The sequence below is a fragment of the Nocardia brasiliensis IFM 10847 genome (assembly GCF_000710915.1).
Classification (GTDB): Bacteria; Actinomycetota; Actinomycetes; order Mycobacteriales; family Mycobacteriaceae; genus Nocardia; species Nocardia brasiliensis_A.
This window is the reverse complement of the sequence record NZ_BAUA01000208.1, coordinates 22,443-46,364: the sequence shown is the minus strand read 5'-3', so window position 1 is coordinate 46,364 and position 23,922 is coordinate 22,443. Positions and strand designations below refer to the sequence as shown.

The following is a 23,922-nucleotide window of genomic DNA, read 5'->3' as shown; positions in this document are numbered from 1 at the left end:
AGGAGGCACCATGGTTGCATCGCAACCGATCGAACCGCCGTCCGTGGATCTGGGCATGCTCATCCGCCGGCCACCGCACGACGTCTTCGAGGCCCTGGCCGACCCGTCGATAACGTCGAAATTCTGGTACACGAAGAGCAGCGGCCGCATGGCCGAGGGCGCCGAACTCACCTGGGAATGGGAAATGTACGGCGTCGCCCGCACGATTCGGGTGCAGAAGTTCGACACCGACAGCAAAATCCAATTCACTTGGGATAACTACAATCCCGAGGAGCCGACTACGGTAGAATTCACCTTGATACCGTATGAGAACGACACCACGTATCTGCATATCACCGAAACCGGTTACGGCGGCGATCTGCAAGCTCAGGTCGACGGCGTCCGGGATTCCACGGCCGGATTCGCCTATTTGATCGCCGCGTTGAAAGCGGCCCTCGAACACGACGTGACGCTTCGGTTGGTGCAGGACGAGAATCCACCGAATCTGCAACGGCACTGATCGTTAATTCACAGGCGCGGTAACTCGGCTGACGGGTGACGTCGCGATGCGGTGTGGCAATCACACAGTGAATGAGGATGAGCATCATGGAATTCACCTACGCGACACGCATCGCGACGACACCGGAACAGCTCTGGGCGGCTTTGACCCAGCCGGAATTCACCCGTCGATATTGGTTCGGCGTCGCCATGCATTCGGACTGGCGGGTCGGCTCGCCGGTGAAATGGCAGAACATGCCGGAGGAGGAGCCCCAGGATCTGGGGCAGGTCGTGCTGGCGGCCGACCCCTATCGCGTCCTGTCCTACAGCTGGCACCTGCTGCAGCCCGCGCACGCCATGCTCTTCGGCTGGTCGGACGCCGAACTCGCCGAGTACATGAAGGAACCGCGCACGATGGTCACCTTCGACATCGCACCCGACGGCGACGGCGCGGTCCGGCTGACGGTGACCCACGACGGCTTCGAACCCGGCAGCGTCATGTATCAGGCGATCAGCGGCCAACTGCCGGGCAGCGGCGGCTGGCCGGGACTGATGAACAATCTGAAGGCGTTGCTGGAGACCGGCACGGTTCTCGCCGCCACACCGTCGGCCGCGCATGCCATCCGCGGCGACGAATAGCCCACGCGGATCGATTCAGAAAGCGGCGAACCGATGACCACTATTTCTCGACAGCCGACCATCACTCCAGGCGGACTGCCGCTGCTCGGCCACGGGCTGGCGATGAAGCGAAATCCGGGTCAGCTGCTGCTCTCCCTGCAGTCCGGCGATCCGGTGACCATGATCAGGCTCGGCCGCAGGCCGATGTACGTCGTCAACGACGCCGACCTCATGCGACAGGTCATGCGCGCACCGGAGATCTTCGCCAGGGGCGGCCCGATCACCGAACGGTTCCGCGTCATGTTCGGCAACGGCCTCGGAATTTCCGACGGTGCTTTTCATCGGCGCCAGCGTCGCCTGCTGCAGCCCGCGTTCCATCGCACGCGGATCATCCACTACTGCTCGCTGATCAGCGAATTGGTCGCGGCGCGGATCGATGGCTGGTCCGAGGGGGAAACCCGCCGGATCGAGCGGGACATGGACGAACTCGCCCTGGCCAACGTGACCCAGGTGATCTTCGCGCCCGGCACCGCGCTGGATCAGCGGCGGTTCATGGACGCCACCGGTGTCGTGCTCGGCGGGCTGTTCCGGCGCATCGCGGACACCACCGGCGTGCTGACGAAGCTGCCGACCGCGGCGAATCGCCGCTACCGGGAGTCGGAAGACTACCTGCGGCGGACCATTCACGAGACGATCCGGGAGTATCGGGCCGGCGGCGAGGATCGCGGCGACCTGCTGTCGATGATGCTGTTCGCGCGCGACGAGGACGGCAGCCCGAGCATGAGCGATCAGCAGATCCACGACGAGGTGCTGACCTTCTTCATCGCGGGCAGCAACACCATCAGCAATACCCTGGCGTGGGCCTGTCACGAGATCGCCACCCACCCGGAGGTGGAGAAGCAGCTACACGAGGAAGTGGACAGCGTGCTCGCCGGCCGGGCCGCCGAATTCGACGATGTCGCCCGCTTGGAATACACCCGCCGGGTGTTGACCGAAACGTTGCGCCTGCGCACGCAAGGCTTCTTCCAGACGCGGATGACGACCGAGGACACCGAACTCGGCGGTTACCGCATACCGGGTGGTGAGGCGATCCTCTACAGCTTCTACGCGCTCATGCACAATCCCGGAATCTTCGCCGAGCCGGAGCGGTTCGATCCCGACCGCTGGTTGCCCGAGCGGCTGACCGCGACGCAGCGTAACGCGTTCATGCCGTTCGGTGCGGGGGTGCACGGCTGTATCGGTGAGACGTTCTCCTGGACGGAGCTGATCATCGTGCTCGCGACGATCATGGGGCGCTGGCGGCTGGCGTCCGTGCCGGGGCATCAGCCCCGGCCTAAACCGGCTGTGACGATGCCGGTGGACGCGCTCCCGATGACGGTGCACCGCAGGTCCGCCGCCACGGCCTAGGGCCTACAGTTCACCGGCGATGTGATTTCCCCGGGCGGCCGGGTCGTCGCTCAAATAGAATTCTCTGGAGGCTTGAATGTACTCGTCGGTGGTGATGTAACCGTCACCATCGGCGTCCAACAGGGCGAATGCCTTGTTCGTCTCCTCTTCGGACATTCCGCCTTTGATCTGGGCGGCCATCATTTCCTGCGCGTTGATTCGTCCGTCGCGGTCCTTGTCCGCAGCGGCGAATACCGCCATGCTGAACGGTATCGCAGAATTCTCGACGAATTTCTGAAATTCCGGATGGTCGCCCCAGGCCACCCATTCATCGATGGTCACCTTTTTGTCGCCGTCGGCGTCCAGTGATCCGGGCATATCCCGGAACATGCGGTGGGCCTGCCGGTGAATGCTGCTCCAGTCCGCCGATCGTGGCGGCAGATCGTATGTGTCGCACCACATTTGGGCCAGTGCCGTGACATCCAGTTCGTCCATGACGCCGTCCTGGTCGACATCATAGGCGCTGAACAATTTGCGGAGTTTGGTCGTTCTCAGTGCACTGGTCATCGCGAAATCTCCGTGTATTCGAACCGGATAGTGGGAATGCTGTCGATACTCGATCAACTAACAAATGCTATCATCTTGTATACCTATCTGACTACGGGAGGCTGGAGTGACGATCCGAGAATCCGGATATCACTGCGATGTAGTGATCGTCGGTGGTGGCGCGGCGGGCTTGAATGCCGCATTGATGCTGGCCCGGGCGCGATATTCGGTCGTTGTGGTGGACGGCGACCGGCCGCGCAACGCCCCCGCCGCGCATATGCACGGGTTCCTGAGCCGGGACGGCGTGGCGCCGGGGGAGTTGCTCGTGGCCGGCCGTGCGGAGGTGGCGGGTTACGGCGTCGAGTTCGTCACCGGCGAGGTGACGGCGGTGGCGGCCGCGGACGGGGGTTTCGACGTGGACGTCGTCGATTCCGCAACCATTCGCGGACGCCGCCTGCTCGTCGCGACCGGTCTCACCGATGAGCTGCCCGAGCTGCCCGGACTTGCCGAGCGGTGGGGCCGGGATGTGTTGCACTGCCCCTTCTGTCACGGCTGGGAGGTGCGGGATCAGGTCATCGGCGTGCTGTCCACCACGGCCATGTCCATGCACCAGGCCATGCTGTTCCGGCAGTGGTCGCCGCGGCTCAGCTTCCTGTCGCACACCGGGCCCGCCTGACCGACGCCGAGATCGAGCAGCTGGCCGCGCGCGATATCGAGATCATTCCCGGCGAGGTCGAAGCTGTGCAGGTCAGTGATGATCGCCTGACCGGAGTGCGGTTGCGCAGCGGTGCGACCGTCGAATTGCAGGCACTCGTGTGCGGCCCGCGCTTCTCCGCCCGCGCCGGCCTGCTCGCTCCGCTCGGGCTGACCCCGGCCGCGCACCCGAGCGGCATCGGCGACCACATCGCCGTCGACGCCACCGGCCGTACCGCCGTGCCGGGGGTCTGGGCCGCGGGCAACGTCGCCGATCCGGCCAAACAGCTGATCGGCGCCGCGGCCATGGGCGCCGAGGTCGCGGTCGCGATGATCGACGACCTGATCTCGGAGGAGGTGCGCGGCGCCGTCGACTCCCGGCGGGCCGCTGCCGGCGCGAAGTAGCCGATCCGGCGTCGGCGACCGTGGCCGCCGGCGCCGGTCGTCCTCACGAGGCCGGTGCGAGCGCATGCCGGCGTTCGATGGCGACGGAGACGAACGCGGTGGCCAGCGCGAGCGTCGCGACGATCACGCCGACCCAGATGACGTCCTCGATCGCCCGGTGCGCGATGACGACGCCGCCGATCGCCGGGCCGATCGCGTTGCCGATGTTGAAGGCGGACATGACAATCGCGACTGCCAAGGTCGGCGCTCCGACCGCGAAACCGATCACCCGCGAGCTGAGCGCGGCGGTCATCGAGAACGCGCACACGCCGAGCACGGTGATCGCCGCGGCCGCCGCGATGCTGTGGTGCACGACGATCCGCAGCACCACCATCATGACGATCATCGCCACCAGCGAGCCGATGACGTTCTTCATGGCCGACCACTGCGCCAGCCGGCCGCCGAGGGTGTTGCCCACGAACAACCCGACGCCGAACAGGAACAGCACGATCGGCGCCTGATGCACGCTGATACCGCTGGCGTCGGTGAGGATCGGCTGGATGTAGGCGTACACGCTGAACAGTGCCGTCTCGAACAGCACCGTGGTGGCGAGGGCGACGAAGACCCGGGTCTGCACCAGTGATCGCAGTTCGCGTGCGACCAGGGTTCCCAGCCCGACCTCCGGGCCGCGGTCGCGCGGCAGCCTGGGTACGAAGATCGTGACGAGCAGGGCGCCCACCGCGCTCATCACGCCGATCAGCACGAAGATGACCTGCCAGCTGAACACCGCGCCGACCAGGCTGCCCAGCGGTACGCCCGCCACGTTCGCCAGCGTCATACCGCCGAGGATCACCGCGATCGCCTGCGGCATCCGGCCGGGACCGGCGAGCGCGACGGCCATCACCTGAGCGACGGTCAGTGCGGTCGCACAGGCCACGGCCGCGATCAGCCGCATCGCGAACATGACGGGGAAGACCGGGATCACCGTCAGCAGATCGGCGACGCAGAAGACGACCACGGCGGCCACCATCACAGTCTTGCGGTCCCGTCCGAGCGTCAGGACCGCCATGGTGGGCGCGCCGATCAGCATGCCGATGGCGAACGCCGTGATCAGCTGACCGACCTGGGACACGGAGATGTCGAGCGAACCCGCGATCTGATCGACCAGGCCGGACACGATGAATTCCGAAGTGCCCAAGGCGAATACGCTCGCTCCGAGGACGTACACGCCGATCGGTAGGCGTTTGGAGACGCGAGGTTCCGCGGGGGCTTGATCGTCACGATTAGTCGTTTTGAACAGCCGCCGTCGGATCTCGGACACGCCCGATCACACTCCTGGTTCATATAGTTGTGCCGCCGACCTTACGGCTTTCGGCACACAATGAGGTAGTAACCGATCTTTTCGCGACAGAGTTCGAACATTGTGGTCATGCCGGATTCGAAGGCATCGATCCGTTCCTTGCCGTAGGCGGCGGCCAGGTCGGCGCGCTGGTCGGCCAAGCGGTGCAGGAATGCCCGGTAGAACCGGCGCACGCGATCGCTGCAGTCGAGCTCCTCGAGCACCTCGAAGCCCGCCGCGATCGCCGGCGCCACGGCCTCGCGCATGGTGGTCGGTGGATCCGGTACGGTATTCGCCCGCAAGACCTCCCGTTGCGCCGCCGTCACGTCCGCGATGAGCGGGTATTCCGAGTACACGAGTCGGCTGCCGGGGCGCAGCACTCGATGGATCTCGCCGAACCACTTGTTCTTGTCCCCGGCGTTGGGCACCGAGTCGAAGGCGATGGCGGCGTCGAACTCGGCGTCCGCGAACGGAAGTGCGGCGGCATCGGCCAAGGTGATGGCGATTCGTTCGGACAGGCCGGCCCGCGCGACATTCCTGCTCGCCTCAGCGACTTCCCAGCCGCTGACGGTGATACCGGTGACCGAGATGCCGAGGCGCTCGGCCAGGCGAATCGCCGGTTCGGCCACGCCGCAACCCACATCGAGCAGATGCTGACCCTGCTGCAGGGGCAGTCGGTCGGCGATCATCCAGGTGAGCCTGCCCATGGCTTCGAGGAACGGCGTGTCGTCCTGGTCGTCATCCCAGTACCCGAGGTGCAGGTTCCCCCCGACGATCTCCACCAGTTCGCCGACGCCGTCGTAGTACTCGGCGACCTCATCGGTCATGTCAGCTGATTTCTCGGCCATTACGATCTCCGCGTTCTCTTACCGGTCCGCTGTTCGATTCGGGCCGCAGCGTTCGGCCGACTGCCGCAGGCCACGCAGCGGCAACCTATGGAAATATACTTCTAAAAGATATAGCTAGTTTAGCTCGGATGTAGCGATAGCCGGGTGAGAAACGGGCAGGCGGCCTGTGCGGCAATGGCGCTCGGCCGCCCTCGATCGGAGCTACTCCGCGTTGGCTTTCAGCACGTCCAACTGCATTTTCCAGCCACCGCGGTTGTCGTCGACCCGCTTCGCTCGCTCTTCCTCGGGCAGGTCCAGGGCGGCGAAGCCGCTCTCGATCACGCGCACGCGCGTGCCCCCGTCGTGTTCGGCGAGCCGGAACTCCACCAGCGTGGCCGTGCCCTCGCCCGGTGTCGCGCCGGGGAAGGCGGAGGCCCACCGGTAGGACGCGTAGTCCTGCGGCTCCACCCGCTCTACCCGGACGGGAAACCGGCCGTACTTCGGATCGTCGATCACCTCGAAATCGCCTTCCCGCGAACGACTCTGACCCGATCTGTCGCCGTCGCCCACCCACCAGCCGGGCTCGGTCACCAGCTCCCATACCCGCGCGACGGGTGCGTCGATGTCCACCTCGTGCTCGATCTTGTCGGTGGTGATCATCGGGAATCTCCTCTTCGGTCGGCATGACTGTTCGTGGCGAGCTGCTCACTATGGCGAAGAAGTGCAATCCCACGGTAGCGCGTTTCGCCGTCCTGCCGAGCGGGAATCGGATGTCGACGCCAGGTCTGGCCCAAAACCCTGGCGTCGGAAGGTTTCTGCGCTGCCGTCGACGCTGCGGCGGCACGACCGGCGAGACGGTGGTACGTAGCCGCATGCTTTCGACGGCGACGGCAACTGCACGGGGGCCGGTGTCATGATGGGCCGGCGACCCCGTGCAGGTCCCGGATCTCGTGGTCGGGTGCGACCCTGTTACAGACGGCCCGCCAATTGAGTTCCTGCGGCTTCGAGGTTGTCGCTGCCGAAGAAGTCACGAAGCGCCGCATCGTGTTCGTCGGTCGTGATGTACCCGTCGCCGTTGCCGTCGAGCATCTGAAACATCTTCAATGCGTCGATCTGATTGACCCCCGAAATGGACTGCAGGGTCATCCATTCGCTCAATGACACCGCGCCGTCACCGTCTACATCGCCGAGTTCGAAGGTGAGCTGCGCCAAGGGAATTGCGACCTCGTCGACGAAGCGGGGGTCTTCGTGCGCGGCGATCCATTCCTCCCTGCTGATTTCCTTGTCGCCGTTGGCATCGGCGTGGCCCTGCAGGTCCTGCCACAGCCGATTGGCGCGTTTGATGGTGATCCGCCATTTGTCGGAACCGGGGGGAATTTTGAATGCGTCGCACCATTTGTTGATCAACGCGTCGATGTCCGACTGATCGATCTTGCCGTCATTGTCTGCGTCGTACCGCTCGAAGTGCTTCGCGAATTTCTGGTGCCGGGCTTGCGTGACCATGGGACTCCCTATCTCATTCGGTCTTCAGTCTGCGGACCTCTACTACCCCTACTTTACTGCCGGTCGGGCGGCTCTTCAAGAGGTAATTATATTTTAGTGAAGTTACTTGGCGGTCGCCGGGGAAGTGAAGCAAGCATGTTCCTAAGTGTTGATAACTGGGAAAAGTAGTGGTCAGCGCGATATGCCGGGTATTGCCGCCCGGTGTGCGGCGCGGCGCCACGAAGCGACCGGCCGCACCGGAACCCCCGCATCGAAAGCTGCTCTGCGAGTCGTGCATCGACGCGAGACAGCCATTATCGCGCGGGGGGTCGAATTGTGCTGAATGTTTGCGAGAGTCTGACTACCAGCGCCCGAGCATGAAAACGATCGACATTATCGCCGTGACGACTCCGACCGTCATTTTCGCGAATACCTCGACGAAGAACGCCTGCGTCGCTTCGCCGATGAGATGTCGCGACGGCAAACCGACGTCCGCGGAACGCTCCATGGCCAGCTGCCGGATGGTTTCGATGCGCCAGCCCAACGTCGACAATGCCACCGCCGACACGAATGCCGCGAGCGCACACAGCAACAGGGACAACTGATTCGGCGGGGCGGGCACCGCTCCGTAGGCCTCGGTGAACGTATTCGCCGCCAACGAAAGTACTACTGCGCTGGCCAGGTAGTAGGCGCCGGGATGTACCTGGCCGAGACTGGCACTGATCCTACGAATCACCGAGTACCCTCGCCGATTCCGCCTCGAACAATTCCACCTCGTGTGCCAGCTCGCTCAGGGCGACCACGTCGCACCTGGCTTTCGCCGCCGCCTCCAGCTCGATCAGTTTCTCGGCCCGGCGGGTCAGCGCGGTGCGACTGTTCACCGTGGGGTCGCGGCGCTTGGCGCCGCTGCGTAGTTGCTCCGCGAGTTGCTGGAGCCCGGCGATGCGCCGGCGCAGCTCGGTCTGCGCCGCGAGCGATATCGACGCGACCTCGTTGCGCGCCGTTTCCCGCCGCCGCCGATCCGAGCCCACGAGCAGGTCGCTCACCGTGTCGATGAGATCCGTTGTGCCGTAACCCTCCCGGTCGACATCGCCCTTGATCACGATATCGCCGACGCCGTACCGGAGCAGGATGTTCTTGCTGATCGCGCCTTTCAAGCGCGAGCCGGTCACCACCGCGCGGGGTAGATCGGGCCTGTTCCGCAGGATGTACGACAGGACCTCATAGCCCGAATAATCGTCCTCGTCGGTGAGATTGAGGTCGATCAGTGCGCAATCCACGTCGGGCCGCTGGAGTTCGTCGATCGCCGCATCGACTCTGGTCACATGCCGGACCTCGTGCCCGCGGAGTACGCGCTGTACCGCCCGGGCGAATTTGAGATTGTCCTCGAGTAACAACACGATCGCCATTTACGACCTCCTGCAGGTTGGCAGCACAATAAGAAAAGTGGCGCCGGGTGCACGGCCGGCCTCGACCGTGATCTTGCCGCCCAGGTCTGTCACGATTTCTCTGGCCCGCGCCAAGCCGAGCCCGCGACCTTCGCCTTTTCGCGAGAACCCCAGTTGGAAGATTCCTTCGACGTCCTCGGCCTTGATGCCGGGGCCTTCATCCGACACCATGATAGAGACGGACCTGCCGGTTACCGTCCCGCTCACGAACACCCGTCCTTTGGTGTGCATGGCCTCGATCGCGTTGTAGAGCAGGTTTTCGAACAGGGCGGTGACATCGCCTTTGACCCCGCGCACGAGAACGCCGGCGAGGCCATCGATATCGAGCTCGATGGCGCTGTCCGGAAATTCCAGGCCGAGTCGATTGCGCAGTGCGGTCAATACGCCGCGCACACTGATTTGGGCGACCTTCTGCGCACGATGCAGTTCTGCCGGAGCGCGCGCCAGTTCGGTGCAACCCTCGGTGATATCGTCGATCCACTGCGCGAGTTCGCCGTCCAACTCCACCCCGCGCAGCTGGAGTTCCTCGCGTATCGCATGGACATTGCGCAGGATCGGGTCCACCGCTTTGCGTATGCGATGGGCGAAGTCACCGTTGAGTCGTAGTCTGGTCGCCTCGGCTCGCGATTCGGCGGCCTCTTCCCGCCGCCTGCGAATCTCGGCGGCCAGACGCGCGCTCGCCAGCACGGTCGACGACAGGACCGGCAGCGCATCCCGTTCCAGTTGAGTGAAGGCATGGGGCGCGGCCACTCGGAGCACGTGCAGTCCGAGGAACTCGCCTTCGGCGTGCAGCGGAATCAAACCGACCGTGTCCAACGGCCCCTGGTACGTGTCGAAGAGTTGCTTGAGCAGCCGGTGCGGGCGGGACTTGGAATCATGCAGAATGGATTTGGTGTTCGAGGTGAACCAGTCGAGTGCGCGGCCGATGTCCAGGCCGGCCGGCATGACCCAGCCGCCGCTGCGGAACACTTCGCTGAATTGCCCGCCCTCGTCGGCGTGCCAGACGCTCGATTCGGCCGGCACATCGAGCGCCTGCCGCAGCAGCTCCATGCCCAAGGCGAGGGCGGCGCGCTCGTCCTCACCGGTGCCCGACAATGTCATCGCGCCAACGAGCCGGCGCAGCTGTTCCGAAAGGTCTTCGCGCGCCGCGCTTTCGCTGATGTGGACGGCCTCCGCACGGGTTTTGGTGAGTCGCGCCGCATCCTCGAGGGAGATATCGGTGACGTCGATACCGGCTTCCGCGAGCAGATGCGCGTTGGTGGCCCTGTCGTACAGCGGAAATCGAATCGTCAGCAGCAAGCGCTCCGAGCCGGAGTGCATCACATCGTCGACCAGACTCCGGATCTCGACGCCGGATCGCACTATCTCTTTGTGCTCGGCTATCGCCCGGTCATGCTCGAGCCGATTGATCAACAGGTCGATATAGCTCTCGCCGACGATCTCCGCACTCGAGTATCCGTACAGTCGTTCGGCGCCGCGGGTCCACAGTCTCACGGCGTAGTTGGCTTCCGGACCCGCTGCCGCCCATAGGGATACGGCGGTACCGGCGGCAATCGTGGTGAGCAGTTGTGCGTCGTACTCGTCCACTTCCGCACTCCCTTCACATCCACTTTTCGATGGCGCCCATAAGGGTGAGGATCATCGCGGGCATCTCCTGGTCGGAGTGCCCGTTCATGCCGTCGAGGGCGGGGTCCAGGCGGGGTGTGGTCAGGTCGATCGCGAATCCGTGCGCGGGCAGCATGGCGGCGGCCCGCACGCGGCGACCGCACAGTTCCCGGGACGCGGGGACCTGGAAGAGCAGCGGGACGATCGGCGCGTCGGCCAGTGCGACGAGTTCGGCCTTGCGCCACGCCGCCTCGGCCGTCACGCGGTCCTCCGCCGCGCCGAGCGCCCGGTCGATCAGGGCGTCCACTTCGGGATTGCGGTAACGGCCCACGTTGGCGGGGGAGCCGGAGTGCACGAGCGGCTGGAGGAAGACGCGACCGTTGTCGTGCATCCAAGTGGGTGACCACGAGGCGAGGGCGATATCCCACTCGCCTGCCGCCGCCCGGGCCGGGTCTGCCAGCAGATCCAGGTACTCGGGAACAGCGAATTCGACCGGTATGACAGTGATTCCGGCCTCGGCCAGATCGGCGGCGCAGCGCTGGGCGACCAAGCGGGCGTGCTCGGTGGCCGGATGGACCGCGGTGAGCGTCATCTCGCCCGGATGTCCCGCGGCGGCCAGCATCGCCGCGCACGTGGCCGGGTCGCCGCGATGGTCCAGCGTCGCGTAGGGATCGAGGTCCTGGTGACCGTCGTTGTTCGGCGGGACGATCGAGCCCGCGATCCGGATGATCGTGTCCCGGCCCAGGGCGGCGACGCCGGCCGCGATCGCGGCCTTGTCGATCGCCAGGGATATCGCCTGGCGTACCTGCACTTTCCGCAACGCGCCCGCGGCGTTGGGACTGCGGGTGTTGCACACCAGGTAGGGGTCCAGCGCGAAACCGAGATCATGGTCGGCGGGCATCGCGGGATCCGCGATGCGGACGCCCCACGCCAGATCCGCCTCGTCCGAACGGATTCGGTGCGCCACCTCGTCGGCGGTGACCTGTTCGGCGATGACCTCGACCGCTTCGACATGCCGGTGCCGGACGGGGTCGGACTTCGCGCGCCACGACGGGTTCCGGCTCAGGCGTAGCTCCCGGCCGGGGGTGAATTCGATCGGCCGATACGGGCCGGTGGACCGGATATTTCGGCACAGCTGCACGCTGCCCGGCACGAACGAGTCGTATTCGACCGGCGCGGGCGAAGTGCAGGGCAGCGTCAGCAGATCGATGAAATCCAACGCGGGCCTGCGCAATTCGAACACGATCGTGGTGTCGTCGAGCACCAGCAGGCCCGCAATGTCGTGGGCGCTCTGGTATTCGGCCAGTTCGTGCGCGGTGGGCTCGGTATCGGCGAACGCGGCGGCGTAGTCGTCGCAGAACTGCGCCATGCCCCGGATGGTGTCGGTGAAGTAGGACAGCAACGCGCTGCGGCGCACGGGGTTACCCATTCGCTTGAAGCCCCGTACCACGTCGTGCGTGGTGACCGGGCGCTCGGGGTCGGTGTCCCAGCAGACATCCGGGCGCAGATGGACCACGTAGCTGGTGTGGCTCGCGCCCATGCCTGCGTTGTACATGGACGGAATCTCCGCCGCGAGATCGGGCGTCGGCGCCACGGCCTGCCAATTCCGCAGATCGGCCTGCGTCCGATAGGTGAACAGCTGCCGGGCGAAGAGCCGGACCACCTGGTCGATCGGAAATCTCGGGCAGCACACCGGATCCAACTGGTCGAGCACGCCGGGACCGTACAGCCTCAGGGCCGCCGGATCGGTCATGACATCTCCTCGGCGAGCCGGGCCATGATGTCGACGGCCTGATCGATCTCGTCGTAGTCGTTGAAGATGTGTGTGGTGATCCGTGACGCGTAATGCTGGTGCGGCGAGCCGGCCACGTCGAACTCGGTCCACCTGGTGAAGAGCCGGTGCTCCCGCTGCAGCCGCATGGTGAATTCGTGGATCTTTTTCACATTCCATGCGTCTTCCGGCCGGCGGAAGGGATGGAAGGCGATCAACGGCGACTGCAGTTGGGGGTCCGCGCCGGGCGAATACATCGCCGCACGCCCGAAACGCTGAGCGACGCGATCGCGCGCGTAGTCCGCCAGCCGCATGATCCGTCGTTCGATGCGGCTGCGGCCGATCTCGTCCCACATCTGGCAGGCCGTGGCGAGCGCGGCGCCGCGGGCGATGCTGGCACTGCCCGCGCTCTGCAGATAGTCGGCCATGCTGTCGCTCTCGATCGAGGTCCTCGTCCGGGGCGGCGGGCTGCCCTTCATCGGATACCAGGTGGAGATGATCGGCCAGAACGTGGGCAGCGGCAGCGGATTGTGTTCGGGGTGAATCTTGTTGCGCACGTAGAGCAATCCGGTGCCGAGTGGGCCGCACTGGAACTTGGAGCCGGAGCAGGAGATGAAATCCGCGCCGATGGCCCGCATGTCGATATCGAGCATGCCGGGTAGCAGCGCGCCGTCGATCACCGTGATCAGTCCGTGCCGGTGCGCGAGTTCGCACAGCGCGCGCATCGGCAGTTTGGTGCCGGTGAACAGCGTGATCCCGGCGAAGGCAAGCACTTTCGTGCGCGGGGTGATCGCCGCCTCGAACAGCTCGACGATCTGTTCGGCGCGCACGTCGAATCCGGTGGGCAGGGTGATCGTTTTCAGCGTGACGCCGAAACGGTTGCGCAGCAGGTTGAAATTCGACAGGACGGAGTAGCACTCGTGCGTGGTGGTGACGACTTCGTCGCCGGCGTGCAGATCCAGGCCGTGGATGACCCGCGCGACGCCTTCGGTCGCGTTGTGGGTGATCACCATCTCGTCCTGATCGACCCCATAGGACTTGGCGATCACCGCCCGGTGGTCCTGATACATCCCCGGCGGATAGACATCGCCGAGTCCGCCGGCCCAGTGCCTGGTCACCCGGTCGACGGTGTCGAGCACGGCGTGCGGCATCGCGCCGACGGTGCCGGTGTTGAGATGAATGGCGCCCGGATCCAGTGCGAACAGCCTGCGTATCTCGGGCCAGGTCGCGGTGCGCAGGCTGCGCGGCGGCTCGGCGGTGATCGTCGCCGCTCGATGCTGCAGGGTGGGATCCACGGCGCCGTTCATGGGGGACCTCTTCCACGATGGGCTCGGCCGGATGAGCCGTTCAACTCCGTCGCCTGTGCGCCCGGTCGGCCAGCCATCGTCACCGTGCGTCCGCGACATTCCAACTAACTATATGTTACATAAGTTTTCTGTAGATTCTGCGGCTCTGCACCTTTCGGTCCTGCTGTCAGGCAGCCCTGTGGCGGCTGCCGCGGGGATCTTGCGGCGTTCGGCTCGAGTGGGTCACTCGTTCCGCCTCGGCAGTTGGCTTCAAAAAGCTATGGTGTATCTGGTAGCCGGTTCCGGCGCCGAGTCGGCCTCGTGGCACGCCGCGCGACGCGGATGCCGCTGCTATCCAGGGGGTTTCGGATGGTCACGCCGCACTGGACGGAGCCGAGCGGCGGCGCGGTGCACGGCGACGGGCAGTCCGCGGCGGCCTTCCTCGCGGCGCTGCCGAAGGTGGAATTGCATGTGCACCTGCTGGGTTCGGCGGCGGTGGACACCGTCGCCGAATTGGCCGCGCACCGACCCGACGTCGGGGTGCCGGCCGAGCCCGCCGAATTGCGCCGGTATTACCGATTCACCGATTTCGCGCATTTCATCGAGGTGTACACCGCGGTGAACAGGTTGGTCACCAGCGGTGCCGCGGTGGTGGCGCTGGTGACCGGTCTCGGCGACCAGCTCGCGCTGGACAATGTGCGCTACGCCGAGGTGACCGTGACGCCGCTGTCGCATCTGCGCATGGGCATCGCCGCCGCCGAACTCGCCGAGGCGTTGACGACCGGACGCCGCCTCGTGGCCGAACGCCATGGCATCCACCTGAATTGGATATTCGACGGGTCGGCGGACGACGGTGTCGCGGGCGCCTTCGCCACGCTGGACTGGATTCTGTGCCACCAACCCGATGGCGCGGTGGGGTTCGGGCTGGGCGGTCCGGAACTCGGTGCACCGCGCAGACTGTTCCGCGCGGCATTCGAAAAGGCAAGGGCCAGTGGGCTACACGCCGTGCCGCACGCGGGTGAGGTCTCCGACGCCGGTGAAATCTGGTCCGCCGCGCGAGATCTGGGCGCGGAGCGGATCGGGCACGGCATTCGGGCTCTGACCGACCGCGGGCTACTCGACTATCTGGCGGAACGAAATATCACCCTCGAAGTCTGTCCTTCGTCGAATGTCCGCACCGGTGCGGTGCGGACATTCGACGAGCATCCACTGCCCGCGCTGTTCGCCGCGGGTGTCCCGGTCACCCTTGGCACCGACGATCCGGGGATGTTCGGCACCACGCTGAACCGCGAATACCAGCTGTGCCACGACCGGCTGGGCATGTCGGTCGCCGCGCTCGTCGACGTGGTGGCCGCCGGAATCGATGCGGCGTTCTGCCCGACCCGGATGGCCGCGGAAATCCGTCGTGATCTCGCGCGGGCGCGGGCGCGGCTCGAACAACGGTAGAGAACAGGGAGATGAGATATGCGAGCAGGATTCGCGCTCACGCTGCGGGCAATGCGCGTCGCCGGCACCGTTGTCGCGGTGGCCGTCCCCGCGATACCGGGTGGCTTGATCCGCCGGTTGCGGTACGGACCCGAGTCCGGCCGGCGCCACGTCTATCGGCGGCTCGTCGCGCTGTTGATGGTGCTCGGGCCGACCTTCGTCAAAGCGGGCCAGGTGCTCGGCACCCGCCGCGACCTGTTGCCGCCCGCGCTGTGTGATGAGCTGTCGCTGCTGCAGGATTCCGTTGCGCCACTGGACGCGACGCACACCGCGGTCGCGTTGACCGAGGCCTATGGCGCGGAGGTGGACGACGTTTTCGCCTCGCTCGATACCCGGCCGGTCGCCTCCGGCAGCGTGGCCTCGGTGTATCGGGCGCGTTTGCGCTCCGGCCAGGATGTCGCGGTCAAACTGCGCAGGCCCGGTATCGAGCAGACCATGTCCGCCGATCTCGCGCTGATCCGCGGCGGTGCGGCCGTCATCGCGCGACTACCGATTTTTCGCGGCGTTCCGGTGACGGAAGTCGTCGCGAATATGGCCGACGCCATCCTGGGCCAGCTCGACTTCGAGCGCGAGGCCGACAATCTGCGGCGGTTGCGCAAGAACCTCTCCGAGGTGCCGCGGGTCTGGGTGCCGAAGGTCTACCCCGAGGCCTGCCGTCCCCGCTGCATCGTGATGGAGTTCATCCCGGGCCTGGTGGTGGACACGGCCGAGTACTGTTCCCCGGCGGCTCGCCGGCGCTTCGCGGCCTCGGGCATGGCCGCGATGTACCAGATGCTCTTCGTCGACGGATTCGTGCACTGCGACATGCATCCCGGCAATCTCTACTTCACCCGCAGCGCCCAGGTGGTGGTGCTCGACGCGGGCTTCAGCGTCCAGCTCACCGATCGCCTGCGGCGCCTGTTCGCCGAGTTCTTCATGAACATGGCGATCGGACGCGGACACCATGCCGCCGAGATCGTGATCCAGAGTGCGGCACATATCGCCGCCGACGCCGATCTCGAGGGGTTCACGGTGCGGATGGCAGACCTGGTCGAACGCAGCCATGGCCAGGCGGCCAGCGAATTCAGCCTGATCGCCTTCGCCATGGAGATGTTCGACCTGCAACGCCGTTTCGGCATCAACGCCGCGTCCGAGCTGATCTTCCCGCTGCTGTCGTTGCTGGTGATCGAGGGGACCATCCGGGATCTCGATCCGGACATGGATTTTCAGGAGGCGGCCAAGCCGCAGCTGATGCGCGGCCTGTTCGGTACCGAAGGCGGCCGTTCTACGCTCGATTGAGCACGGAGTCGAGTGCGACGGCACGCAGCGCGCGTGCGGGGAAGTCGCAATACCAGAGATGGCTTCCGTCCCAGGTCATTCCGGTCGGATGGCCCGGGACACGGAACGAACCGAGCGCCGCGCCGGTGCGCGCGTCGAGCGCGCGCACCAGCGCGTCGCCGAAGTCGCCGTGCAACACCATGCCGTCGACATACGTGAGGCCCGAAGGGGATTCGCCACCCGTCGGGTACTCGCGTTCGATCTCCATGGTCGCGTAGTTCCGCAGTTGCACCACGGTCGGCCCACGCAAGCACAGCCACAGTCCCTCGGGGCCGAACTCGATTCCGGTCAGCCTGCCACTGGAGGGCAGTACCGCTTTCTCGCCGACGGCTTCGCCGGTGTCCGGATCGATGAGCACGAGCCGTTTGGGGTGCCCGCCGACCTGGAGCAGCCGGGCGCCGTCGTAGGCGAGGTCCGCCCGGACCCGGGCGCAGGGCCACGAACGAGCGACCGTGCCGTCGTTCGGGTCGAGGGCGTAGATCGCTTTCGCGTCTTGGTCGGAATGCCACAGCATCGAGCCGTCCCAGGTGAGCCCGCACAGATAGCCGGTGGGCGCGCGCAGTGTCTTGGCGACGGGTACGGATTCGCAGTAGGTCATCTCGGTCTCTCCTGACCTGGCGTCGATCTAACTTCAAGAATATATTGTGAATCAGGGGTGATGGTGATGGCAGCGGAACTGGCCGATCTTGCGCAGGCGTACGTCGATCATCACCTGCCCGTCGACGGGGGAGCGCTCGCCGCCTCGGCGGCGTGCACGCTCGACTGGGACGAGGACTACTGCCGCCGGGTGGCCGCGTATTTCGATCAGGCGCCGCGGCTGGCCTACGACCCGCCGCTCGCCCGGCGCTACGACCGGTTCAAGCGGGAGAACCTGCAGCAGTACGCGGTGGTGGCCGACGCGGGCATCGCGGTGCGGCCCTGGCTGGCGCCCGGGCAGCCCTACCGGAGTTCGGCCGAGCTGCGAGCGTCCGTGCGCACGCGGGGTGAGCTTTACGTTTATCTGACGAGTGCCGGGCACGGGCCTGGCCCGGACGAGGAGTTCCATCCGCTGCTGGAATCCTCCGGCATCGTGGTCGAGGGGATCGAGCTCTGCCACAACGACGTGTTCCGGGTCGTGCACGACGTCTTCGGGCATGTGATGTCCGGGCACGGGTTCTCGGCGCGCGGTGAGTTCGGGGCGGCCTTCTGTCATATGGGGATGTACTCCGCGAGCGTTCATCCGGTGCTGTTCACCGAGCAGGTGGCCCAGATCTGCTGGTACTTCTTCGGCCCCTATGCGGACGAACGCCGGTATCCGCCGCAGAAGGTGTTCCAGTTCCCGCGCCGCTATCTGACCGAGTTCCGGAAACTGTTCCAGCTCTAGGCAAACTAACTTCATTTAGATATGGTTATCTAATGACTGATCTGGTGAGTAATGGGAAGATCAGCTCTTCGACTCTGGGGGAGTCCGTCCGGCGCGACTTTCCCATCCTGGAGCGGCGTTTCGGCCCGAATCCGTTGGTGTACCTGGACAATGCGGCGACCACTCAGAAACCGCGCGCCGTGCTCGACGCGCTCGTGGACTATTACTCCGGTGTCAACAGCAATATCGGTAGGGGCTACTACCAGCTCAGCATGGCGGCCACCGATGCCTATGAAGCGGCACGCGAGACCATTCGGCAGGCGATCAACGCCGAGCACCCCGACGAAGTAGTCTTCACCCCCGGCACGACCGCGGCGGTCAACCTTCTCGCCGATACCTTCGGCCGGTCCACCGTGACCGCCGACGACCAGATCGTCGTCACCGGAATGGAACACAACTCCAACATGTTGCCGTGGCGCAGGCTGTGCGAGACCAGCGGCGCCGAGCTGGTCGTCGTTCCGGTCGGCGCCGGGGGACGGGTGGCGCTCGACCGGTTCGTCGCAGCGCTCGGGCCCCGGGTCAAGTTGGCCGCGGTCGCGCAGGTGTCCAATGTGCTCGGCACGGTCAACCCGGTCCGGGACATGATCGGCGCGGCGCATCGGCAGGGCATTCCGGTGCTCGTCGACGGCGCCCAGGAGGTGCCGCACCGGCCGGTGGATGTCCGCGACCTCGGCGCCGACTTCTATTGCTTCTCCGGACACAAGATCTACGGTCCGATGGGTATCGGCGTGCTGTACGGCAAGCGCGAGCTGTTGTCGCGACTGGCGCCGTATCAAGTGGGCGGCGGCACCGTGAAGGGAGTGACGTTCGACGAGCCGGTCGCCTATGTTCCGGTGCCGGCCCGGCTCGAAGCCGGCACGCCGCACATCGCGGGCGCGATCGGACTGGCCGCGGCGTTCGCCTATGTCGAGCGTCTCGGTTGGGACGACGTCCAGCGGCACGACGACCTGCTGGTGCACACCGCCGTCGAGGCACTGGAAAGCGTTGCGCGCGTGCGCATTCTGGGCGACCCGGCGGCCCAGCCGAGTGGGATCGTCTCGTTCGTCGTCGACGGTGTCCACCCCTACGACGTCGGCGGCCACCTGGATGCGCATGGTGTGGCGGTGCGCAGCGGCGTGCACTGCGCCAACGTATTCCTCGACAGCTTCGGTGAAGTCGGCACGGTTCGCCTGTCGTTCGCGGTCTACAACACCGAAGCCGAAATAGATCTGGTCCGGCGCGCACTGACGACCGTGCGGCCCGGTTTCTGGACCCACGAGCACCCCACTGAACGGTTCCTGGCGATCGATCCGTCCACCCCGCACCAGAACTGACGGGACAGGTGTCATGACCACTGCCGATTTCGATCCGGTGAGTTTCAAACGGACGCAACGAGCCAACTGGAACGCGATCAGCGACGGCTGGGTGTCCTGTGCGGCCGACTTCGAAAGAGGCGGCGCGCCGGTGACCGCGCGACTGCTCGAACTCGCCGGAGTGCGGCCGGGTCACCGGGTCCTCGACATCGGCACCGGCACCGGAGAACCGGCGCTGTCGGCCGCCGCCGTCGTCGGCTCGGCCGGCGCGGTGGTCGGCATCGACCTCGCGCCGGAGATGATCAGCCGGGCTCGGGAGCGGGCGCGCGGTCTGGACAATATCGAATTCGCTGTCGGCGACGTCGAATCGCTGGAATTCCCCGCCGCGTCGTTCGACGTCGTGCTCAGCCGATGGGGCCTGATGTTCGCGGTCGATCACGTCGAGACGTTCCGGGCGCTGGCGCGGGTGCTGGTGCCCGGCGGGCGGTTCGCCGCCGCCGTGTGGGCGGTTCCGGGGTCGGACGTGCCCATGATGTCCCTCGCCTTCCAAGTCCTCAGTCGACGGCTCGAGCTGCCGCCCGCACCACCGGGGACGCCGGGGCCGTTCAGCATGGGCGACCCGGAAGCGCTCGCCGCCGAAGTGACGAAGGCCGGTTTCACCGATGTCGAAGTGACCCCGTTCCGGGTTCCGTTCGTGCTCGAATCCCCGCAGCACTACATCGAATTCAGCAAGGTGGTCAGTCCGCCCGGCCTGAAGACCATGCTGCGGGAGAAGTTCGGCAGTGCCGACGATCCGCAGACCTGGACCGCGGTGGGCGCGGCCGTCGAGCCGTATCGCACGTCCGCGGGCGAGATCGCCCTGCCGAGCAAGGCCCTGCTGGTGCGGGCCGCCGCGCCGATCGGCTGATCGTCATGCGCTTCGACACCCGGCTCGTGCACAGCGGGCAGCGGCCCGCGCCCGGCACCGGTGACATCGTGGCGCCGATCCATGTCGCCACCACCTACGATCGCTTCGCGCAGGAACCGTTGCGGCTGTTCTATTCTCGCGGCGAGAACCCGACCAGGGAAGCCTTGGAGGAATGTCTGGCCGCACTGGAGGACGCACGGTTCTGCGCGTCCTTCTCTTCGGGGCAGGCGGCCGCGACCACGGCGTTGTCCGTGCTGTCGCCGGGGCAGCGTCTGGTGTCGTCCGACGATGTGTACGGCGGCACCTACGCGTTGTTCTCGACCTTGGGGCGATTCGGCATCCGGGTCGACTATGTGGATCTGACCGATCCGGGCGAGGTGCGGCGGGCGCTGGCGACCGACACCGCGATGGTGTGGGTGGAGACGCCGAGCAACCCTTTGCTGAAGATCACCGATGTGGTCGAGGTCAGCCGGCGGGCCCATGCGCGGGGCGCGATGGTGGTCGTCGACAACACGTTCGCGAGCCCGGCCCTGCAGCGTCCATTGGATCTGGGCGCTGATGTAAGCCTCTACAGCACAACCAAATTCATCGCGGGGCACGCCGACGTGCTCGGTGGTGCGCTGGTGTGCGGCGACGAAGCGCTGCATGCCCGATTCGTCGAACATCGGACGGTGACCGGTGCCGTATCCGGCGGTCTGGACTGCTATCTGGTGCACCGCGGCGTGAAAACGCTGTCCCTGCGGGTGAGTCGCCAGACCGCGACCGCGCGCTCGATCGCCGAGGAGCTGTGCAGCCATCCCGCTGTCCGCGAGGTGTGCTATCCCGGCCTGCCGTCGCATCCCGGGTATCGGCTGGCCACCCGGCAGATGTCGGGACCGGGTTCGATCGTGAGCTTCCGCTACCGCGGCGATCCCGAGAAGCTGATGGCGCGCACGCAACTGTTCGCCTGCGCGGTGAGTCTCGGTGGGGTGCGCTCACTGATCGAGTGCCCGGCGTTGATGACGCACCGACCGATACCGCGGGCCACCAGGCACGCGGCCGGCATCACCGACGACCTGATTCGGCTTTCGATCGGGATCGAAGACCCGGCCGATCTGGTCGAGGATCTGACGACTGCGCTGGAGGGTGACTGATGACGAATTCCTATGCTGGCCAAGGGGTCGTGCTGCTCGACGGGGGCAGTGCGACCGAGCTGCAACGCGCCGGATTGTCGGTGCGCCCGCCGTGGTGGACGGCGCGGGCCATGCTCACCGATGCGAACCGAGGCGTGCTGCAATCGGTGCACGAGGCGTATCTCGCCGCCGGCGCCCAGGTGATCACCGCGAACACCTTCCGGGCGAACCTGCGCGCGCTGAGCCGGACCAAGCTCGACGACGCGGGCCGGGCCTGGATGGTGCACGCGGCCGTCGGGGTGGCCGGGGCCGCCCGCAAACATGCCCGCGTGCCCGAGGCGCGCATCGCGGGCTCGATCGGACCGGTCGAGGATTGTTATCGACCTGACCTGGTGCCCTCCGACGAGGAACTGCGCGCCGAGCACGGCTGGCTGGTGCGTGAGCTCTCGCGGGCCGGGGTGGACCTGTTCCTGATCGAGACGATGAACACCATCCGCGAAGCCCGGATCGCGCTGGCGCAGGTGCTCGCCGCGGGCGGGCGGGCCTGGGTGTCGTTCGTCTGCGCCGACGATGCGACGTTGCTGTCGGGGGAGCCGTTGACCGGCGCGGTACACGCGGTACAGCGCGACGGCGCCGAGGCCGTGCTCATCAACTGCAGTTCACCGCACGGCACGGAAGTCGCGCTGCGGGTGCTGTGCCGCGGGCGGGCTGGACTGATCGGGGTTTATCCGAATATCGAGGACCGGACCGGCCTGCCGCCCTACGAACACGTCGATCGCGCTTTGCCCGCGGCGTTGTCACCCGACGAGTACGCCGAACTGGTCGCGCGGTGGTGCACCGACTACGGGCTGGACATCGTCGGCGGCTGCTGTGGCACCTCGCCCGCGCACCTCGCGGCGGCGAAAGGCCTGCTGAGCGCGGCTGTCGCGACGTGAGATCCCGGTTCGACGGCGATCTCGGCCCGAGTGGCCGCAGCCCCTTCCGAGGCGTAGGCTTAGCAGGGATAACTATATATTAAGATATTTTTGTGGGGGAGATGTGCTGTGGGCTGTCGGGCGACCGTCCGGCAGCCGGTGGACGGCTACGGCCAGGGGCCGATGCGGCCGCGGGCCGATCGGCCGCTCACGCTCCCGCCCCCGCGTCGAAGTGTTATTTCCGGATGGATCAGTTCTCGGGGCACAGCCTGCGGACCGGTCCGGCACCGCCGTTGCCACACCGTTAGCTCGGAAGGTACTGGCGGTCGGCGGGTCGGCCACAGCTACCGAAGGGAAACACTTAACGTAGTATCTATGTCACTAGTAAGTTGTAGTGACCCGAGACCCGAGGTGCCCACATGGGAACGAAGCGCTACGCGCAGATGTGCGCAGTAGCGGCCGCGCTCGACTTGGTCGGCGAGCGCTGGACCCTGCTGATAATCCGCGATCTCACGACAGGTCCGAAGCGATACAACCAGTTGCTCGAAGAGACCTTGGTCGGCATCGGGCCGAACCTGCTCGCCGCGCGGTTGCAGATGCTCACCGAACACGGGGTCATCCAGCGCGAGCCGGTGTCCGGCGACGGCCGCGGTGTCCAGTATCGGCTGACGGCCAGCGGCGAAGCGCTCCGGCCGGTGATCATCGGATTGGCGTCGTGGGGTCTCACGCACATCTCCTCCTACGAGCAGGACGGGCTCGTCCGCTCCGAGTGGGGACGCTTGGCCTTGGAAGCGATGATCTCGGTCGGGCCGCCGCCCGAGGTCGACGAGGCGTACGAGTTCCGGATCGGTGACGAGGTGTTCCACGTGCGGTGCGAAGACCACGCGGCTCGCGTCGTCGACGGAACCCCGCCGGACGAACCGGCGCTCGTCGTCACCTGCGATCCGGAGACGTTCATCCGGATCGGCACCGAGCAGATCGGCATCCTCGACGCGATGCTGTCCGGCAACCTGACGGTCAGCGGCGATACCACCTCGTTGACGCGCTGCCTGCGCCTGCTCGACCTCGAGCTCACCTCGAAGGCGCAGCCGGCCGAGGCCCACGCCGACGTATCCTGACCGCGTTCCGCGCGCGACCGACCGGTCATGACTCAGTCGGCGCGGCGACCGGCCGGGACGCGCACGCCGCTTCTCAGGTGATCGGATTCGGCGTAGGGCTCGAGTGCGCGCCGCAGGCTTTCCGGCACCCGGGTCGGCTCGACCCGAGTTCCGTTGTCGCGCATGCACGCCACCCGTTGCCGGCCCCGGGCCACCAGGTGCTCGACCGCGCTCTGGTCGTCGATGTCGAGGTAGGCGAATTCGAACTCGATCTGTGTCTGGGTGAGGTCTACCAAGGTCATCCGGATGGTGAGGTGTTGGAACGCGGTCAGTTCGGCGAAGTATTCGCATTCGCATCTGATCGTGAAAAGCTTGAGGTCCCGGTTGATTTCGTCGAGCACGTCCGGCGCGTGCTCCATCAGGAACATTTCCCGGCAGCGGCCTTGCCAGCGGAAATAGTGCACGAAGTAGACGTTGCCGACGAGGTTGGTCTCCTCGAAGCCGACGATGTGGGAGATCTCGTAAGCGCGCACG

General features: G+C 66.1%; 23 protein-coding genes and 1 pseudogene. 12 read left to right on the top strand and 12 right to left on the bottom strand.

What is annotated here, in order from left to right; translation table 11 throughout:
• The first annotated feature begins 10 nt into the window (after positions 1-10).
• From NBRGI_RS41090 to NBRGI_RS41080, 3 genes are all read left to right on the top strand, one after another.
• The gene (locus NBRGI_RS41090; protein ID WP_029903449.1) at positions 11-499 is read left to right on the top strand and encodes an SRPBCC family protein; all 489 of its coding nucleotides are present in this window, start codon (positions 11-13) and stop codon (positions 497-499) included.
• 77 nt (positions 500-576) lie between these two features.
• Positions 577-1,116 (top strand): SRPBCC family protein, encoded by a 540-nt coding sequence (locus tag NBRGI_RS41085; RefSeq protein WP_029903447.1) that lies wholly within the window; start codon positions 577-579, stop codon positions 1,114-1,116.
• Between the two features lie 33 nt (positions 1,117-1,149).
• Entirely contained in the window at positions 1,150-2,502 is a 1,353-nt protein-coding gene (locus NBRGI_RS41080) for a cytochrome P450 (RefSeq protein WP_029903445.1), read from the top strand.
• Positions 2,503-2,505: 3 nt separating this feature from the next.
• Here NBRGI_RS41080 and NBRGI_RS41075 read toward each other — a convergent pair whose 3' ends face one another.
• Complete coding sequence (locus tag NBRGI_RS41075; protein ID WP_029903444.1) at positions 2,506-3,048, bottom strand: EF-hand domain-containing protein; 543 nt, start codon at positions 3,046-3,048, stop codon at positions 2,506-2,508.
• Between the two features lie 142 nt (positions 3,049-3,190).
• Here NBRGI_RS41075 and NBRGI_RS44750 point away from each other — a divergent pair.
• A pseudogene (locus NBRGI_RS44750) lies at positions 3,191-4,125 on the top strand (NAD(P)/FAD-dependent oxidoreductase).
• Between the two features lie 43 nt (positions 4,126-4,168).
• Here NBRGI_RS44750 and NBRGI_RS41065 read toward each other — a convergent pair.
• The 9 genes from NBRGI_RS41065 to NBRGI_RS41025 form a co-directional block, all read right to left on the bottom strand.
• On the bottom strand, positions 4,169-5,332 hold the full coding sequence (locus NBRGI_RS41065) for an MFS transporter (protein WP_051728424.1): 1,164 nt from the start codon (positions 5,330-5,332) through the stop codon (positions 4,169-4,171).
• 134 nt (positions 5,333-5,466) lie between these two features.
• Positions 5,467-6,270, bottom strand: coding sequence for an SAM-dependent methyltransferase (locus tag NBRGI_RS44745; RefSeq protein WP_158440020.1), 804 nt, complete (start codon positions 6,268-6,270; stop codon positions 5,467-5,469).
• Between the two features lie 222 nt (positions 6,271-6,492).
• A complete protein-coding gene (locus tag NBRGI_RS41055) occupies positions 6,493-6,930 on the bottom strand; it encodes an SRPBCC domain-containing protein (protein WP_029903436.1) in 438 nt (145 codons plus the stop codon).
• A 309-nt stretch (positions 6,931-7,239) separates the two neighbouring features.
• Entirely contained in the window at positions 7,240-7,773 is a 534-nt protein-coding gene (locus NBRGI_RS41050) for an EF-hand domain-containing protein (RefSeq protein ID WP_014985450.1), read from the bottom strand.
• Between the two features lie 340 nt (positions 7,774-8,113).
• Positions 8,114-8,488, bottom strand: coding sequence for a hypothetical protein (locus NBRGI_RS41045; RefSeq protein WP_029903435.1), 375 nt, complete (start codon positions 8,486-8,488; stop codon positions 8,114-8,116).
• Positions 8,478-9,161: a response regulator gene (locus tag NBRGI_RS41040; RefSeq protein WP_014985448.1), complete on the bottom strand. Its 684-nt coding sequence runs from the start codon at positions 9,159-9,161 to the stop codon at positions 8,478-8,480. Before NBRGI_RS41040 ends, NBRGI_RS41045 begins: the two co-directional genes overlap by 11 nt.
• Positions 9,162-10,787, bottom strand: coding sequence for an ATP-binding protein (locus NBRGI_RS41035; protein WP_029903432.1), 1,626 nt, complete (start codon positions 10,785-10,787; stop codon positions 9,162-9,164). It abuts the gene before it with no gap.
• Between the two features lie 13 nt (positions 10,788-10,800).
• Positions 10,801-12,558 carry an ABC transporter substrate-binding protein gene (locus tag NBRGI_RS41030; protein WP_051728423.1) on the bottom strand — a complete coding sequence of 586 codons (1,758 nt, stop codon included), beginning with the start codon at positions 12,556-12,558 and terminating at the stop codon, positions 10,801-10,803.
• Positions 12,555-13,883 (bottom strand): aminotransferase class V-fold PLP-dependent enzyme, encoded by a 1,329-nt coding sequence (locus NBRGI_RS41025; RefSeq protein ID WP_029903427.1) that lies wholly within the window; start codon positions 13,881-13,883, stop codon positions 12,555-12,557. The genes NBRGI_RS41030 and NBRGI_RS41025 overlap by 4 nt, the downstream gene beginning before the upstream one ends.
• Before the next feature lie 348 nt (positions 13,884-14,231).
• Between NBRGI_RS41025 and add the strand changes: the two genes are divergently transcribed.
• Together add and NBRGI_RS41015 are read left to right on the top strand one after the other, a co-directional pair.
• Complete coding sequence (gene add, locus NBRGI_RS41020; RefSeq protein WP_081878458.1) at positions 14,232-15,308, top strand: adenosine deaminase; 1,077 nt, start codon at positions 14,232-14,234, stop codon at positions 15,306-15,308.
• 18 nt (positions 15,309-15,326) lie between these two features.
• A complete protein-coding gene (locus tag NBRGI_RS41015) occupies positions 15,327-16,625 on the top strand; it encodes an ABC1 kinase family protein (protein WP_029903423.1) in 1,299 nt (432 codons plus the stop codon).
• On the opposite strand, the gene NBRGI_RS41010 is transcribed toward NBRGI_RS41015, so the two are convergent.
• Positions 16,612-17,262, bottom strand: a complete 651-nt coding sequence (locus NBRGI_RS41010) for a hypothetical protein (RefSeq protein ID WP_029903420.1) — start codon at positions 17,260-17,262, stop codon at positions 16,612-16,614. The genes NBRGI_RS41015 and NBRGI_RS41010 overlap by 14 nt on opposite strands.
• Before the next feature lie 66 nt (positions 17,263-17,328).
• Here NBRGI_RS41010 and NBRGI_RS41005 point away from each other — a divergent pair, with 66 nt between their 5' ends.
• The 6 genes from NBRGI_RS41005 to NBRGI_RS40980 all read left to right on the top strand — a co-directional run bounded on the left by NBRGI_RS41005 (position 17,329) and on the right by NBRGI_RS40980 (position 23,409).
• A complete protein-coding gene (locus NBRGI_RS41005) occupies positions 17,329-18,027 on the top strand; it encodes a crotonobetainyl-CoA--carnitine CoA-transferase (protein WP_235211277.1) in 699 nt (232 codons plus the stop codon).
• Positions 18,028-18,059: 32 nt separating this feature from the next.
• Positions 18,060-19,379, top strand: coding sequence for an aminotransferase class V-fold PLP-dependent enzyme (locus NBRGI_RS41000; protein ID WP_029903416.1), 1,320 nt, complete (start codon positions 18,060-18,062; stop codon positions 19,377-19,379).
• Between the two features lie 13 nt (positions 19,380-19,392).
• Positions 19,393-20,265 carry a class I SAM-dependent methyltransferase gene (locus NBRGI_RS40995; protein ID WP_029903414.1) on the top strand — a complete coding sequence of 291 codons (873 nt, stop codon included), beginning with the start codon at positions 19,393-19,395 and terminating at the stop codon, positions 20,263-20,265.
• 5 nt (positions 20,266-20,270) lie between these two features.
• A complete protein-coding gene (locus tag NBRGI_RS40990) occupies positions 20,271-21,398 on the top strand; it encodes a trans-sulfuration enzyme family protein (RefSeq protein ID WP_029903412.1) in 1,128 nt (375 codons plus the stop codon).
• On the top strand, positions 21,398-22,312 hold the full coding sequence (locus NBRGI_RS40985) for a homocysteine S-methyltransferase family protein (RefSeq protein WP_029903410.1): 915 nt from the start codon (positions 21,398-21,400) through the stop codon (positions 22,310-22,312). The genes NBRGI_RS40990 and NBRGI_RS40985 overlap by 1 nt, the downstream gene beginning before the upstream one ends.
• 398 nt (positions 22,313-22,710) lie before the next feature.
• Positions 22,711-23,409 carry a winged helix-turn-helix transcriptional regulator gene (locus NBRGI_RS40980; protein WP_029903407.1) on the top strand — a complete coding sequence of 233 codons (699 nt, stop codon included), beginning with the start codon at positions 22,711-22,713 and terminating at the stop codon, positions 23,407-23,409.
• 32 nt (positions 23,410-23,441) lie between these two features.
• Here NBRGI_RS40980 and NBRGI_RS40975 read toward each other — a convergent pair whose 3' ends face one another.
• On the bottom strand, positions 23,442-23,921 hold the full coding sequence (locus NBRGI_RS40975; RefSeq protein ID WP_029903405.1) for an acyl-CoA thioesterase: 480 nt from the start codon (positions 23,919-23,921) through the stop codon (positions 23,442-23,444).
• Position 23,922: the final 1 nt, after the last annotated feature.